General features: G+C 68.1%; 12 protein-coding genes and 3 pseudogenes. 8 read left to right on the top strand and 7 right to left on the bottom strand.

Annotated features, from left to right (window positions below; all coding sequences use genetic code 11):
* Positions 1 to 18: 18 nt before the first annotated feature.
* From V8688_RS03360 to V8688_RS03345, 4 genes are all read right to left on the bottom strand, one after another.
* Positions 19 to 2,181 carry an elongation factor G-like protein EF-G2 gene (locus V8688_RS03360; protein WP_342800137.1) on the bottom strand — a complete coding sequence of 721 codons (2,163 nt, stop codon included), beginning with the start codon at positions 2,179 to 2,181 and terminating at the stop codon, positions 19 to 21.
* A gap of 323 nt (positions 2,182 to 2,504) precedes the next feature.
* Positions 2,505 to 3,731 (bottom strand): AraC family transcriptional regulator ligand-binding domain-containing protein, encoded by a 1,227-nt coding sequence (locus tag V8688_RS03355; RefSeq protein WP_316574495.1) that lies wholly within the window; start codon positions 3,729 to 3,731, stop codon positions 2,505 to 2,507.
* A gap of 84 nt (positions 3,732 to 3,815) precedes the next feature.
* The gene (locus tag V8688_RS03350) at positions 3,816 to 4,172 is read right to left on the bottom strand and encodes a DoxX family protein (protein ID WP_218719094.1); all 357 of its coding nucleotides are present in this window, start codon (positions 4,170 to 4,172) and stop codon (positions 3,816 to 3,818) included.
* Entirely contained in the window at positions 4,169 to 4,852 is a 684-nt protein-coding gene (locus V8688_RS03345) for a TetR/AcrR family transcriptional regulator (RefSeq protein WP_342800136.1), read from the bottom strand. Before V8688_RS03345 ends, V8688_RS03350 begins: the two co-directional genes overlap by 4 nt.
* Before the next feature lie 197 nt (positions 4,853 to 5,049).
* Between V8688_RS03345 and V8688_RS03340 the strand changes: the two genes are divergently transcribed.
* Both V8688_RS03340 and V8688_RS03335 read left to right on the top strand, forming a co-directional pair.
* Positions 5,050 to 5,298 (top strand): tail fiber protein, encoded by a 249-nt coding sequence (locus V8688_RS03340; RefSeq protein WP_218719092.1) that lies wholly within the window; start codon positions 5,050 to 5,052, stop codon positions 5,296 to 5,298.
* Positions 5,299 to 5,473: 175 nt separating this feature from the next.
* Complete coding sequence (locus V8688_RS03335; RefSeq protein ID WP_218719091.1) at positions 5,474 to 5,989, top strand: OsmC family protein; 516 nt, start codon at positions 5,474 to 5,476, stop codon at positions 5,987 to 5,989.
* 55 nt (positions 5,990 to 6,044) lie between these two features.
* Here V8688_RS03335 and V8688_RS03330 read toward each other — a convergent pair whose 3' ends face one another.
* Positions 6,045 to 7,058 (bottom strand): LuxR C-terminal-related transcriptional regulator, encoded by a 1,014-nt coding sequence (locus V8688_RS03330; RefSeq protein WP_342800135.1) that lies wholly within the window; start codon positions 7,056 to 7,058, stop codon positions 6,045 to 6,047.
* Positions 7,059 to 7,330: 272 nt separating this feature from the next.
* Here V8688_RS03330 and V8688_RS03325 point away from each other — a divergent pair, with 272 nt between their 5' ends.
* The 5 genes and pseudogenes from V8688_RS03325 to V8688_RS03305 all read left to right on the top strand — a co-directional run bounded on the left by V8688_RS03325 (position 7,331) and on the right by V8688_RS03305 (position 12,755).
* Positions 7,331 to 8,803 carry an FAD/NAD(P)-binding protein gene (locus V8688_RS03325; protein ID WP_342800134.1) on the top strand — a complete coding sequence of 491 codons (1,473 nt, stop codon included), beginning with the start codon at positions 7,331 to 7,333 and terminating at the stop codon, positions 8,801 to 8,803.
* Between the two features lie 67 nt (positions 8,804 to 8,870).
* On the top strand, positions 8,871 to 9,368 hold the full coding sequence (locus V8688_RS03320) for a MarR family winged helix-turn-helix transcriptional regulator (protein ID WP_218719088.1): 498 nt from the start codon (positions 8,871 to 8,873) through the stop codon (positions 9,366 to 9,368).
* Between the two features lie 37 nt (positions 9,369 to 9,405).
* Positions 9,406 to 10,899, top strand: a pseudogene (locus V8688_RS03315) (MDR family MFS transporter); the annotation flags it as partial.
* A 132-nt stretch (positions 10,900 to 11,031) separates the two neighbouring features.
* On the top strand, positions 11,032 to 11,937 hold the full coding sequence (locus tag V8688_RS03310) for a carboxypeptidase-like regulatory domain-containing protein (RefSeq protein WP_342800175.1): 906 nt from the start codon (positions 11,032 to 11,034) through the stop codon (positions 11,935 to 11,937).
* Positions 11,934 to 12,755, top strand: a complete 822-nt coding sequence (locus V8688_RS03305) for a YceI family protein (RefSeq protein ID WP_342800133.1) — start codon at positions 11,934 to 11,936, stop codon at positions 12,753 to 12,755. The genes V8688_RS03310 and V8688_RS03305 overlap by 4 nt, the downstream gene beginning before the upstream one ends.
* A 53-nt stretch (positions 12,756 to 12,808) precedes the next feature.
* On the opposite strand, the pseudogene V8688_RS03300 reads toward V8688_RS03305, so the two are convergent.
* Positions 12,809 to 13,228, bottom strand: a pseudogene (locus V8688_RS03300) (CGNR zinc finger domain-containing protein); the annotation flags it as partial.
* Position 13,229: 1 nt separating this feature from the next.
* Between V8688_RS03300 and V8688_RS03295 the strand changes: the two are divergent.
* Positions 13,230 to 13,673, top strand: a pseudogene (locus V8688_RS03295) (epoxide hydrolase); the annotation flags it as partial.
* Between the two features lie 23 nt (positions 13,674 to 13,696).
* Here V8688_RS03295 and V8688_RS03290 read toward each other — a convergent pair.
* A complete protein-coding gene (locus tag V8688_RS03290) occupies positions 13,697 to 15,028 on the bottom strand; it encodes a hypothetical protein (RefSeq protein ID WP_342800132.1) in 1,332 nt (443 codons plus the stop codon).
* Positions 15,029 to 15,106: the final 78 nt, after the last annotated feature.

Raw genomic sequence — 15,106 nt, 5'->3', positions numbered from 1 at the left:
GGGCCACGGCCGCGACAATCATACGGCCCCCGACACCTCGGGGCTTTCCTTGCGTGCCCGCGCGGCCACGGCGGCCGGCATCGGCTCGTGCCGCAGGTACCCGCGGGCGAACGCTCCCGCGCCGTGGGTGAGCGATCGCAGGTCGATGACATACCTGCTCAGTTCGAGTTCGGGTACCTCGGCCCGGATGTGGGTGCGGCCGGGCTCGGCCGGTTCGGTGCCGAGGATGCGGCCGCGGCGGGTGGACAGGTCGCCGAGGACGCCGCCCAGCTGGTCGTCGGGGACCGTGACCCGCACCGCGGCGACCGGTTCGAGCAGCAGGGTTCCGGACGCATCCGCCGCGTCGCGAAGGGCGAGGGCACCCGCGGTCTGGAAGGCGGCGTCGGAGGAGTCCACCGAGTGCGCCTTCCCGTCCACCAGTGTCACCCGCACATCCACCAGCGGATATCCGGGAGTGACCCCGCGCGCGGCCTGCGCCCTCGCCCCCTTCTCCACCGATCCGATGAACTGTCGCGGCACCACCCCACCGACCACCCGGTCGACGAACTCGAATCCTGTTCCCACCGGCAGCGGTTCCGCCTCGATCCGGCACACTGCGTACTGCCCGTGCCCGCCGGACTGCTTCACCAGCCTGCCGCGCCCTTCGGCCGCGGCGGCGAGCGTCTCCCGCAGCGCCACCCGGTACGGCTCCACGTCCACTCGCACCCCGAACCGCCCGCGCAATCGTTCCAGCGCGACATCCCGGTGGGCCTCCCCCAGGCACCACAGCACCAGCTGATGGGTGTGTTCGTTGTTTTCCAGCCGCAAGGTCGGATCCTCGGCGACGAGCCGGGTCAGGCTCTGCGAGAGCTTGTCCTCATCGGCCTTCCCTTGCGCTCGAATAGCCACGGGCAGTAAAGGTTCCGGCAGCTGCCACGGCGCGATCAGGAGGGGATTCTCGGTGCCGGACAGGGTGTCGCCGGTTTCCGCGTGGCCGAGTTTGCTCACGAACGCGATATCGCCGGCGACGGCCTCGGTCAGTGCCCGCTGTTGTTTCCCCAACGGTGCGGTGACCCCGCCGACCCGGTCGTCGGCATCGTGCCCGGGTCCGCAGACGCGGACGGTGTCCTCGCCGTGCAGCGTGCCGGAGAACACCCGCACCAGCGACACCCGTCCCACATACGGGTCGGACGAGGTCCGGATGACCTCCGCGGCGAGTTCTCCCGCCGGATCGCAGCGCAGCGCGGCGGGCGCGGCGCCGTCGCCGCGCGCCACGGCCGACAGCGGGTGTTCGATCGGCGTCGGGAACCCGGCCGTGACCAGTTCCAGCAGTTCGAGCGTGCCCAGGCCCTGTTCCGCGTCCTCGGCGGCTGGTGCCGCGAACAGCACCGGATGGAAGCTACCGCGCGCCACGGCTCGTTCCAGGTCCGCGACCAGGGTGCCGAGTTCGACGGGTTCGCCGTCGAGGTAGCGGTCCATCAGCGTTTCGTCTTCGCTCTCGGCGATGATCGCCTCGATCAATCGATCGCGAGCCGGGTCGATCACCCCGAGCTGGTCGGCGGAAGGCTCGGTGCGCTCGCGTTTGCCGCTGCGATAGTCGGCGACCTGTCGCTCGAGCAGTTCCAGCAGTCCGATCGCGGGCCGGTGCCCGTCGGGACTCTTCTGCCCGTAGACCGGCAAGTGCAACGGGAGCACGGTATCGCTCGCTCCGTCGGTCAGCAGTGCCTGACAGGTCTCGACCAGTTCCGCGTACTCCGCCCGCGCCGTGTCCAGATGTGTCATCACGATCGCCCGCGGCATCCCCACCCGCGCGCACTCCGCCCACAGTTCCCGCGTCGCCCCCGCCACGCCCTCCACTCCGTCGGCCGCCGACACCAGGAAAAGAGCCGCGTCCGCCGCGCGCAACCCGGCGCGCAGTTCGCCGACGAAATCCGGGCATCCCGGCGTATCGATCAGATTGATCTTCACCCCGCCCCACAGCACCGGGACCACCGACACCTGCACGGATCGGTGCTGTCGCCGTTCGACCTCGTCGTAGTCCGACAGCGATGTCCCGTCCTCCACCCGGCCGGCCCGATTCACCGTGCCGGTCGCCAACGCCAGCGCCTCCACCAGCGTCGTCTTGCCCGCACCGCTGCTGCCGACCAACGCCACGTTCCGGATGCTCTCCGGTCGCTGCGCCCCGTTCGTCCGGTCCACCATGTCGCACGCTCCCTCGGATTAGGGACCCGGCTCCTTCGAGCTTCCCACCGCAGGTGGGGGCACGTCCATGGTTTCCGGGTGATCGATGCCGCGACCCCGCACGGGAGGTGGTTTGCCGGGGCAACCGGTGCGACACCGACCGCCCACGGACACCCCCCTGCCGCCACCTGTCGCGGGAGTATGCACACCGCGACCGGCACAGGCCGCGGGCACCAAGACCTATGTCCCGCGTGACGCGTATCGAGCCCGGCCGCAGTAGACGTTCGACGTCGGGAATCAATCGCAGCGAATCGCTATCCTGTCCAGTGGGCTGCCTGTCGTCCTCACCCCGCGGCGAGCTCGTCGCGAACTGCCAAGGCCGGCAGTCCATGCCAGCGGCGGACGGCCCGGCGCAGCGCGCGCTCATCGCTGTAGCCGACGCGGCGGGCGATCGACCGCATCGACAGGTCGGGATCGCGCAGCAGGTCCAGCGCGCGTTGCCGACGGACTTGTTCGACCTCGCTGCGCCAAGTCGTCTCATGTTCGGCCAGGCGCCGTTGCAGGGTGCGCGGGCTCATCACCAGCCGCTCGGCAACGGCTTCCAACGAGACGATGCCCTGCTCGAAGACGATGTCGAGCGCGACCCGGAAAGCGTCGTACCAGCGCAGCACCGGTTTGGCGGCGGCCAAGGTCAGCTCGGCGTGGTTCTGCAGAATCTTGCCGAGGCCGGGCTGGCATTGCGGCAGCGGCGCGTGCGCGTCGTCCTCGAGCAGGATGATCGAATTGACCGGCGCCTCGTAGTCGATCCGCGCGGTGCCGAAGAACTCGACCAGCCGGCGATGCTCGCGAGGCGCACGATGCGACAGGCTCACCCGCAGCGGAACGACCGGACGGCCGGTGGCCTCGCGCGACCGCTGCAGGAACAGCGCCAGCACGAAGATCTCGATCGCCTCGACCACATCGGGCACCGCGGGACCGGTCGCGTGCCCGATCGTGAACTGGCTGCCGCTCTGCAGCACCCGTGTCTTCTCCGCGCCCGGATCGCCGATCACGTCCAGATAGTTCAGCGCCTGCGGTGTGGTCTCGATCAGACTGGCGCCGGTCGTGTACAGGTAGTCCCACAGTCCGAGGGTGCCCACCGGCGCTTGCTCGGCGACATGCACGCCGATCGCGGTTCCGGCATCGCTGAGTGTGAGTTGCTCCCACAGAGCGATCATGGTCGGCGTCGACACCCGGGCCAGATCATCGGCCAGCACCTCCGGCCGCAGATCCGGCAGATGCGCGAACTGACCCCGATTCATACCCAGGTCTTGTACGACGCCCGAAACCAACCGGGCCAGGCTGGAAGCCACAGTGCCGTCATTCGCGGCACGAGATCTGCCCGAAGTCACCACAATCCTCGATCGATCAACCTTCGAACCGTCTCCGCGTCCTCGGGAGATTCGAGAACTCAGCAGCGTGAAGAGTTCCGAGGTGACTGTAGCGCCAGATTCGCTGAGGGCCCGGTCTCCAGTTCCCGCCTCTCGGGGACGACCAGCCCACGCACTCGGCCCGATCGCGGCGGTGTTCATCCGCTGACTTGTGCGAAGGCTGCCCGGAGTCGTCGCAGGCCACGATCAGGTGGCACCGAGTCGGATTCCGGGCAGCGCTGCCGCTCACACCACGTACGTGATCGTCGCTACCACCGCCAGGGCCAGCATGCCGAGGCAGTTGATCCAGAACTCGTATCCGAGGAACCGGGCGCGATAGTGGGCGTAGGCGGCGCACACGAAATAGCCGATCACACCGACCGCGGTGGCGAATCCGACACCCGGATACTTCAGTCCGACAAGGAGACCCGCGGTGGCCGCCAGTTTGATGGTGATGAGCGTCCACCACCAGTCGCGTGGAAACCGGACGCCGTCGAGGCATCGCTGGATGAACATCGGCGGGCGCACGGACATGAGCGCGTCCGCGAACAGCGAGAGCGCGAGTAGCGCTGGTAGCCACCAGGGTTGGGGAGCGTGGATCATGGGTTTCCTTCCGGAGGCGTGATGACGAATTCGATGGTCTGTCGCAGTTGTTCGGCCGCGTCGGGCATCGCGATGGCACCGCTGGCCGCGGTCATCAGCAAACCGAGGTAGGCGAGATAGATGGTCCGAGCGCCACGACCGACCTGACTGTGGGGCAGCGCTGTTCGGGCGAGCACGGTTTCGAGTTCGCCCAGCAGGGCGAGTGCGAGGTCTCGAAAGATCACCGACTCATGGTTTCCGCGGACGAGGATCGCCAGGTACTCGCGTGAGAGCTCGGAGTCGAGCGCGAAATGTCCGACGAAAGGAGCGAAGAGGTTCAGCACGTCCTCGGCGGTCGCGGTCGTCGCCGAGGGCGCGAGCTCGGTGTGCCTGCTGTTGTGCACCGAGGTGATCCAGTTGTCGTAGATCGAGACGAGCAACGCGTCCTTTTCGCCGGCCGCCATGACAGTCCCGGTGCTCACCTTCGCTTCGGCGGCGATCTGCCGAATGGTGGTCGCTTTGAAGCCCTGGGCACGGAAGAGCCGTTCGGCTGCCGCCAAGACCTTCTGTCGCGTCGCCGCTTGTTGCTCCGACCGCGACTGAACATGTTCACTGAACATGTTCAGAATGCTAGGCCATGGTTGGTCGTGAACGCAAACGCGGGTCCTCGGCCGGTCGATCGCCGCCGCACTGCCGAGCATCGGGCGATCCACCGCCTCGTGATCACCCGACGCTGGGACCGATCCACCGGGCGAGGATCAACGCTCGCGGGCACCACCCGATCGACAGGCGCGCAGGTTTGCCCCCGAAACGAGGTCTGCTGTAGAACTGATGCGGCCGCGTCGTCGGCCGTCGTCCGATCTCGTCAAATCAGTTGCATGAGAGGACTTTTCAGCACATGGATCCGATTCTCGGTCAGATCGCGCTCTTTCCCTATCCCTGGACGCCGATGGGTTGGGCTCCGTGCGAGGGCCAGATCGTGAAGATCAACGACTACCAGGCCCTGTTCAGCCTGCTCGGCAACACCTACGGCGGTGACGGTCGGGAAACCTTCGCCCTGCCGAACCTGAAGGTCGCCGCCGAGGGGTTGGGCGGCACTCTGCACTACGCGATCGCCACCGAGGGCATCTACCCTCAACGCACCTAGTCCGCGCGGGCGTCGAGCACCCGGCTCCGTCGCTCAGGGGTCGGGTGTCGCGCTTTCAGCGCATGCCCATGATGTCGCAGCCGGCCTGACGCACCTGGTACCGCGCGCGGTACCAGGGCCACGGTTCAGCGCGGCGCGCGCGCCTCTGCCCGTCGCGGCGGCCTACGCTTGACAGATGACCACGGCGGCGGAGTTGAAAGCCCGGCAAGCTGGCGTGAAACAGCGCTACCGAGACGACCCGGCGGCCGCAGTCACTCCCCTGCGCGGCGGCGGTTCGTTCGCCGACCCCGGTATCACCTGCACGGTGCGGACCTTCGCCGGTCCGGTGCGCGCCGGCCTGCACCCGGCCACCGGCGGTGACGGTTCCGATGCCTGCTCGGGCGACATGCTCCTCGAAGCGCTGGCCGCCTGCGCGGGAGTGACCTGCCGCAGCGTCGCCACCGCCATGGCGCTGCCCATCACCGGCGCCGAGGTCGAGGCCACCGGCACCTTCGACGCCACCGGCACGCTCGGCATCGACCGGACCGCGGACGTCGGGATATCGCCGATCACTGTGACGATCACGGTCACGACCTCGTCCGACGTGGACCCGGCCGCGCTGACGAAACTCGCCGACCTCACCGAACGGTATTGCGTGGTCGGCCAGAGCCTGCGACATCCGCCGGCGATCCGGGTAGTGCGTGCCGGGTGAGCGAACGGCGAAGGCCGGCCACCCTTCGATCGACGCGAATCCGGCCGATCCGCCGCTAGGCGCCCTTTTCCCCGTCGAACACGCGCGCGGTTCGGGTAGCGGCGAGTGGCGCGTAGTGGTCGGTGAACAGTGTGGCGACGAGCTCGCCCCGGCTGGTGACGCCGACCTTGTCGAAGATCGCTTTGACGTGGTCGCGCACGGTGTGGGCAGACAGGAACAAGGTGGCCGCGATCTCGCCGGTGGACCGGCCACGCGCGATCAGTTCGGTGACGTCGAGCTCGCGCCGGGTGAGTTCGTAGGCGGCCACCACCAGCGAGGCCACCTCCGACGGCGTGGCGGGCTCGATTACCAGCGCCGTCATTCCCGGCGCCCCGGCGAGGTCGCGCAGGCAGGAGGCGTGGCAGACCAGCCAACGGCCGGTCGTGCCGCGGATGCGGATCCGGGAATTCTCGCCGGTGATCCGGGCCCGGCCCGCGGTGCTGAGAATCCAGACGGGCAGCGGCAATTCGATGCCTTGCGCGGTCGTGGTGGCAGGGCCGGCCGGCATCTGGGCAAGCAGGTGTCTGGCCTCGTCGTTGATCGAGACCAGGCCACCCTTCGGGTCGAACAGCAACATGCCGGGAGCTGCCGTGCGCCCCGGCGCAACGGGGCCGAGTGACTGGGCAAAGCTGCGCAGCCGGCGGGCCATCGGCGTGGACAACCCGCTCAGCAGCGCGATATCGCTGTCCTGGAACGGCTTTCGCCCGCGTTCCCGGAACAGGCTCAGCTGACCCCATGGCTGCCCGTCGACGCGGAACACAGCGCGCAGTTCGTCGTCGAAACCGCGCGGGCACATGAAATTTCGATACAGCGAGCTCAGCCCCGGGTCATCGCCGGTCGCCGCGCGCAGACCAGCGACCGGAACCGGCGCCCGCGCCAGATCCCGGAAAAGGTTTACATGTTCGGAGAAGAGCTCTGATTCCCAATAGGTGCCACAGCCGCCTTCGTGGAGGTTCTCCACCCGGACGGGCGCGGTGGTAAGACCGTTGATCGGATCGGTCGCCACCCAGACCGCGGCGTCGAACGGCATTATGCGGCGTAACCGCGTCGAGGTCTCGGCGAACAGCGCGTGCGCGTCCGCCGCCTGCTCGATACCAGCCAGGAGTCGGCCCATCCCGAGCGCAGTCACACCCATGCCCGCAAGCTTGCCGTCCCGGACAAGCGACCGCCATCCCCCATCTGCGGGGTCATCGACCGACCGCGTGCGAAATTCCCACGACGGCGCTACCCCTCGAACGAGGGATGTTCCACGCGCGGCGTGCGGGCGACGCTGGTCCGGTCTCAGTGATCGGAAGGAACACAATGGATCTCGGCATTATCGGTGCGGGCGCGGCGACCGTCGGGCTGCTCGACGCACTCGCGGCCATCGAGGGCGCGCCCGGCGCCATCACCGTGTTCGACGGCTCATCGGCGGTGTGGCGGGGCCGGCCGTACCAGCCGGACCTCGAGGCGGTCCGGGTCAACGCGCCGCCCGCGCTGATGTCGGTGCGCGCCACCGACCGCGCGCATTACCAACGGTGGCTGCGGGACCGGGGCGAAGTGGCCCGGTATCTCGACGAGGACCTAGGTCAGCCGCTGGTTCCCCGCAGCGTCTACGGCGAATACCTGGAGCAGACCGCCCACGCCGCGATCGGTCGACTGCGCCGGAACGGCTGGCAGGTCAGCATGGTGAATTCGCTGGTCGTCGGCTTCTCCCGTCCCGGCGCGAGCGACGGCCGAGCGGTCTTGCACACCGCGAACGGCGGCCGTCATCCGGTCGATCGCGCGGTGCTCAGCGTCGGGAGCGGGCGTCCCCGTGACCAGTACGGGCTCACCGGTGCGCCCGGCTACATCAACGAGCCGTACCCCCTGGCCGCCACGATCGCCGGGATACCGGCCGACGCGCACGTGGCGGTGGTCGGTAGCGGTCTGACGGCGGTCGACATCGCCGCGGCGCTGACGACCGGCAACCACACCGGACCGATCACTCTTCTCTCTCGCAGCGGCGTGCTCCCGTTCGTGCAACAGCGTCCACTCCCGCTCGCACCGAAACACCTCACTCCGGCCAATGGGCTGCGGCTGGCCGCCGCCGGCGTGGTGCACCTGCACCAGTTGGTCGAGCTCATGCGCGCCGAACTCGCCGAGCTGGGACAGGATTTCGAGTCGTTCGCCACCGAGATCCGCGCCGTGGAGGAACCCGTGGCCCGGCTGCGCCGTCAGCTGACCGAGCTGGACAACCCGCATCAGGGACGCCGCCTGCTCACCATGGCGATCCGTGTGCTCGGTCCGATCGTCTGGCCGCTGCTGGCCGAGCCGGACCGGAGCATGCTGCGCTCCGAGCACTTCCGTACGATCAGCAGCCTGAGTTCACCGATGGTGCCGCACAACGCGAAACTCCTACTGCGGCTGCTGGATTCGTGCCGACTCCGGCTCCGTTCCGGCCTCGGCGAGATCGAAGCTCGACCCGGCGGCGGTTTCACCGTCCACGACGACGCCGAATGGCACGCCGATGTCGTTGTCAACGCCGTCAACCCGCCCGCGTACACCACGCCGAGGGAGACCGAGCCCCTCGTCAGCGCGCTACTCGCCGGCGGCGCAGCCGAACCGTCGGCCACCGGCGGCCTGCGCGTCGAACCCGGTACCCGCCGACTGCTGGTCGCGGATCGACCCGATCCCACCTGGCACGCCCTGGGCAATCTGGCCGCCGACTCCATGTTCATCGCCACGAACCCGCCCGGGCTGGCCATGGAAGGTGCCGCCCTCGCCCATCACCTCATCGACTCCACGGCCAGTTAGTTGCTTAGTACAAGTAAGCTAGATATAGTTGTATACCGCAAGCAAATATCTAGGGCTGGGAGTAGGCATGGCAGTGTCCCCCGATACGGCTCAGAGCCTGATCAGGGAGCTCTTTTTCATGGGCCGGGCGATCCGCGCTGCGCTCTCCCACCCCGAGGAAGGGGACCTTCTTCCTGGAGGCGTGGGGGTGCTGGGTTCGCTCGAGGCTCGGGGGCCGTGTCGACAGGTGGATCTGGCTGCGGACTTGTGCATCAGTCAATCGACCCTGAGCAGGCATGTCGCCGAGCTGGTGAACTCCGGCAATATCGCCCGCCATGCCGATCCCCTCGACGGCCGAGCCACCCTCATCCGGATCACCGATCAGGGAAGCGATCTGCTGCGGCGCGTCCGAGAGTCGCGGGCCCGGGGATTGCGCGCCGCGCTGGCCGATTGGACCGAAGCCGACGCCGAAGAGGCCACCGCGGTGGTGCGGAAGCTGAGGAATTCACTGGCGGCCGCTCCGCACCGCACCGGTGTGGGTGAGCATCGACCCGATTCGACAGAAAGTCAGGAAGTGGATGTCTAGTTCAGTCGAGACGGAGACTCGGCGCGCCCCCACCGTGATGACGCACCGTCAGGTCTTGGAGGCGATGACCGGGCTGCTGGCGGCGTTGTTCACCGCGCTGCTCAGCACCACGATCGTGTCGACCGCGCTGCCGACGATCATCGGGGACCTGGAGGGGTCGCAGACCGCGTACGCCTGGGTCATCACCACGGCGCTGCTGGCCAATGCCGCGTCCACCCCGATCTGGGGCAAGTTCGCCGATCTGTTCAACAAGAAGCTGCTGGTCCAGTCGGCCATCGTCGTCTTCGTCCTCGGTTCGGTGATCGCGGGCTTCGCGAGCACTGTGCCGATCCTGTTGGCGGCACGCGTCGTCCAGGGCATCGGCATGGGCGGATTGACCGCGCTCGTCGTCGCGATCATCGGCTCCATCGTCTCGCCGCGGGAGCGCGGACGCTATTCCGGCTACATGGGCGCCGTGATGGCGGTGTCGATGTCGGGCGGACCCATCCTCGGCGGCGTCATCGTCGACAGCCCGCTGGGCTGGCGCTGGTGCTTCTTCGTCTGTGTGCCGCTGGCTGTCGTCGCGCTGGTGCTGCTGCAGCGGACCCTGCGGTTGCCCACCGAACGCAAGGAGGGGGTGTCGATCGACTGGTTCGGCGCCGCCCTGCTGACCGCGGGTGTGTCGGTGTTGCTCATCTGGGTGTCGTTCGCCGGCAAACCGGACTACTACGACTGGTTCTCCCGCGAATCCGCCCTGTATGTCGGTGCCGGTGTGCTGCTGCTGCTCGCGACCGTCGTGGTCGAATCGCGCGTCGAGTCACCGATCATCCCGCTGTCGATCGTCACCGAGCGCACCACCGGTCTGGCGATCATCGCCTCGATCGCGGTCGGTGTCGGCATGTTCGGGTCGACCACCTTCCTGGGCCAGTACTTTCAGACCGCGCGCGGCTACTCGCCGACCATGGCCGGCGTGCTGACCATCCCCCTGGTGCTGGGCATGCTCGTCGCGTCGACCGGTTCGGGACAGCTGATCACCCGGTTCGGGAAATGGAAGTCCTTCGTCGTCACCGGCGCCGCGTTGCTGGTGGTCGGGTTCGGCCTGCTCTCGACGATCGATCACGCCACCGATCTGTGGCTGGTGGGTGCCTACATCGCCGTTGTCGGACTCGGCGTCGGCATGATGATGCAGAACCTGGTACTCGCCGTGCAGAACACGGTGAGCGTGCACAATATCGGCGCCGCGTCCAGCAGTGTCGCGTTCTTCCGCACGTTCGGCGGCGCGATCGGCGTCTCCGTATTGGGTTCGGTGCTGGCCACCCGGGTGGGCGAGCTGTCGGCGAAGGGTTTCGCCGAGCTCGGCGTGACGACCGGTTCCTCGGGTGGCAGCAGTCTGAATCTGCACGCCCTGCCCGCACCGATCGTCACGGTCGTGCGCGCCGCCTACGGCGATGCGACCGGCCGGATCTTCCTCATCGCCGCGGGGGCGGCGGTCGTCGCGCTCCTGGCGACCGCCGTGCTGCCGAACCGCCCGTTGCGCAACACGATCGACATCGATCCGGCCCTCGATCCGACTGCGACAGCGCCTGCGTCGCAAGATGACGCGGCTGATGCTCTGGATGCCGAACTGGCCGCACTCGCCGAGTCGAGCCAGCCCGGGGAGCGGGTCTGGGAGGGCGCCGAGCGGGTGCTGTCCGAGGCGGACCCGGTATCGACCACCGCGGCCGGGCGGCATGCGACAGCCGTACAGAACGGTCATCGGGCCGCCGCGGTCGATGTGTCGTCGCGGGCCGCTCTGCCCACCGCCACGGCGTCCGGGACGGACAGCGGCACGGTGAACGGTCGCGTCCGCCGCGAGGACGGCCGGCCGCTGCCGGGTGCGGTGCTGACATTGATCGATCAGAGCGGCCGTCAGGTCGCGCGGGCGAGCAGCGCCACCGATGGCGGTTATGCGATCAGCGCGCCGACGGCGGGCGGCTACGTGTTGATCGTGTCGGCGATGGGACACCAGCCGACCGCGGTCACGGTGTCGGTCGGCGAGCGGCCCCAGCGCTTGGATCTGAGCCTGGTGGGCTCCGGTGAGCTGTCGGGAGTCGTCCGTACCGCCGACCACGGATCGGCCGTGCCGGGTGCCACCATCACCGTGACCGACCTGCGTGGTGAGGTGATCGGGGCCGCGGTCACGGGCGGCGACGGAGCCTATACGTGCCACGGCGTGGTGGCGGGTGTCTACACCCTGGTCGCGGCCGCCGAGCACATGCGCCCCAGCGCGATCACCTTGACGGTGCCCGCCAACGGAGCGCTCCGCCACGACATCGAGTTGTCCGCGATGACGGTACTCACCGGATCCGCGCGGGCCGACGACGGCAGGGCCGTGCCCGACGCGCTGGTCAGCGTGCGCGACGCCGCGGGTGAGGTGACCGCAACGGTGCGCACCGATGAAAACGGCCGCTATGTCGTGCCCGACCTGCTCGAAGGGCAGTACACCGTGACCACCCGTGGGTATCCGCCGGTGACGGATCAGGTCACCGTGTCCGGCGCCGAGGTCACCCATGACGTGCGGCTCGGCTACGAGCCCGAGGACCGCCGATGAGTGGGCTGACCGGCCACGTCCGCACAGCGGAGGGCTGGCCGGTGCCGAACGCGGTGCTCACGGTAACCGACATGTCGGGGCGTCAGATCGCCCGCACGGCGGCCGACGAGACCGGGGCGGTGTGCACCGGCCCCTTGCCCGCGGGAACGCACACCGCGGTGCTCACCGCGGTCGGGTTCGAACCGGTGGCGCGGATCGCGCAGATCTCCGCCACCGGGACAGGCGCGGTCGGTGAAGTGGTACTGGCACCCGCGGCGGGGACGGTGACCTCGCCCCCGCCGGGACCGTGGACGATCGATCCGCTGCATTCGACGGTGATCGCCACCGCGCGCCACCTCGGTATCGCGAGCATCAAGGCCCGATTCGCGGAGGTGAGCGGGCGGCTCGATATCGCCGAGCCGTTCGAGCGGTCCACCGGGCACGCCGAGATCAAAGCGGCGGGCATCGACACCGGTGTCTCGATGCGTGACGATCACCTGCGCTCACCGGAATTCCTCGATGTCGACAGTTATCCGACGATCACGTTCACCGGTCTCGGGTTTCACCGCACCGGTGCCGACACCTGGGTGATGCCGGGCGAGCTGACCCTGCACGGACAGCGTCGCCCGATCGATCTCGCGGTGACCTACGGCGGCTTCGGGGAAGATCCGTGGGGCGGCGTACGTGCGGCGTTCCACGCCGAAACACTGTTGCACCGCAACGATTTCGCGATCGACTACAGCGCGGTCGTGCGCGCGGGAGTGGCCGCCGTCGGCACCACCGTCAAGATCGAACTCGACATCGAGGTCGTCCGAGGCGAGCAACTACCCGCAATGTAGAACCGAGGATGGCGCGCCGCCGTTCGAACCCTCGAATTGTGTTCAGCCTCTGACTATTTACGCGGATTGGCGTTGAAGCGTGCCTTCTTTCCGCGATTCCCGCAGGTGTTCATATCGCACCACTTGCGGGTGCGACTCCGGCTGGTGTCGAAGAAGGCTGCCCGACAGGTCGGCGCTGCGCACAAGGCCAATCTCCCGTCTCGCTCACCGGCGATGATGCTGATCGCGTCGGCGGCGATGACACCCAGGGCACCGTCGACGCCCGAAGCCGAGCCGAGTTGCCACCGACGGTTACCCTCGGCCGTCAGCACGGCCGAGGCCCGTCCCTGGACGCTGAAGTCATTGATGACCTGGACCGCGGACACGGGAAGGACGTCGCGGATCGCGGCCGCTGTCGCGGCGACGTGAATCGACTCCCTCAGTTCCCGAGCACGGTCGAGCTGGGCGGTGGTGCAGGAGTCCACCCCGAGTCCATACGCCAAGGCCACCCGACCACAGACCATCGGCTACTCGCTCGTCGACTCACCGGTGGGTCTACTCGCCTGGATCCTCGACAAATTCGCCGAGTGGAGCGATACCGAGGACAGCCCCTTCGAGCCCATCTCCCGAGACCGCGTCCTCGACGATGTCACCCTGTATTGGCGGCTCACACGCACCGGCGCGTCGGCGGCCCGCATCTACTACGAAAGTCACAACTCGCTCGACCCCGAACTCCGGGTCGAGGTCCCGTCGGCCCTCACCATGTATCCCCGCGATACCGACGATTGTCCGCGCCCTTGGGCACAGCAGCGGTACCGTCAGATCGTCCGATGGACGACGCCCACCGCCGGGGGCCATTTCCCGTCGCTCGAGGTTCCCGAATTCTTCGTCGAGGACCTGCAAGAAAGCCTCGCGGCGGTACCGGCCGCCAATCGGTGAACGCGCTGGACCCCGACGGGGAATCAGTCCTCGGAGCTGAGCCGCGAAGTCGGCTCGGCCGGACCTTCCGCGACGCTCCCGGCGATAGAGGTCGCCGCCGAGCCGGCACCCAAGGCTTCGACCGCACCGCCCACGGTCAAGGATTTGATCGTTGCGCCCTTGTCGACCTCGAGGGCTACCACGTTGTCACCGTGGGTACGCAGGGAGCCGCCGATGCGCACAGAGTCGATCGTGCCACCTGATTTGACGGAGAAGGCGATCGCTTCGAGCGTGACCTGGACTCCACGGACCAGGCTCAAACCCTTTCCGCCAGTGGTTTCGACGTCGTGGTGCACGGTCAGCGATCCGAGTGGCTTGCTGATCTGGATGCCGATCGAACCGTCGCCGGTGGTCTTGATCGAATGGAAAGTCGCTGTCGCGAGCGTGCCGTCGTAGAGGTTGAATCCGCGAGCGCCGGGGCCGGTGGTCAGGATCGGCGCCTGGAGATCGAGTGTGTCGAGGTGGCCGAAGTTCACGAATCCGATACCGGAAGGGCCGGTCGAGGTGATCTCGGCGCCGGCGATCCACTCCGTCACCCGACCCCAGTTGTCGAGGACCATGTCGTTCTGCCCATGGGTGGTGACCGGCCCGGTGTTTTCCACCCTGTCCACGATCGCGCCGGACACAACGAACACTGCGCCACTGATCTTGTCGGGTGTCCCGGGCGCGATTCCACCGTCGGTGACGACTGCGCCCGTCTCGATCAGGTCGGCGGTGAAACGGCCGCCGATACCCTTGCCGTCCCGGTCGCCGTATCCGGCCACGAACACCCCTGATCCCTGGACCGGGGTCCGGTCGGTGCCGATCGATACTCCGCGCAAGGTGGCGGTGAACGACGACGCGGGATCCTTCTGGCGGTTCCACAAAGTCAGTCCGCCTTGCAGAACGTCGACACCGAAACCGTGGGGCTGCTCGGCGCGCCCGCGGACGTCGGCGTCTCGGACATGCAACCCCATCGTCTCGACTCGGATCCGGGTCGTGTCCGCCTCCGCCGAGAGATACACCTGGCCTACGGTGGTGACGTTCTGCAGGCGCAGTGTCCCCGCATCCGGAACCGAGGTGTCGTTGTAGACCGCGACCTCGTAGCTCGTGGTCGTGATCGTGATATCGCGCAGGGTGTTGTCCCGGGTCAACCGGACGCCTTTCCCGAGAAACACCAACTCACCACCACACAGGGTGGTGCCCGCCGGAAGCGTGATCGAGGGTGACCCGACGATCGTGCCCGCGATCACGATCTCGGCCGCACCCGCGTCGATGGCGGCGGCGAGCTCAGCGGCGGTACTGACAGTGACAGAATCCGAAGCGGTCTCAGTCATAGCTCGTTTCTACCGCACCGCTGGCCGACTGTTTCCCCGGCAGACCAGCGCCACGCCGATCGCGTACCAGCTCCTCGT

Source organism: Nocardia sp. No.11 (assembly GCF_038752175.1).
Classification (GTDB): Bacteria; Actinomycetota; Actinomycetes; order Mycobacteriales; family Mycobacteriaceae; genus Nocardia; species Nocardia canadensis.
This window is presented reverse-complemented; position numbering and strand designations above follow the sequence as displayed.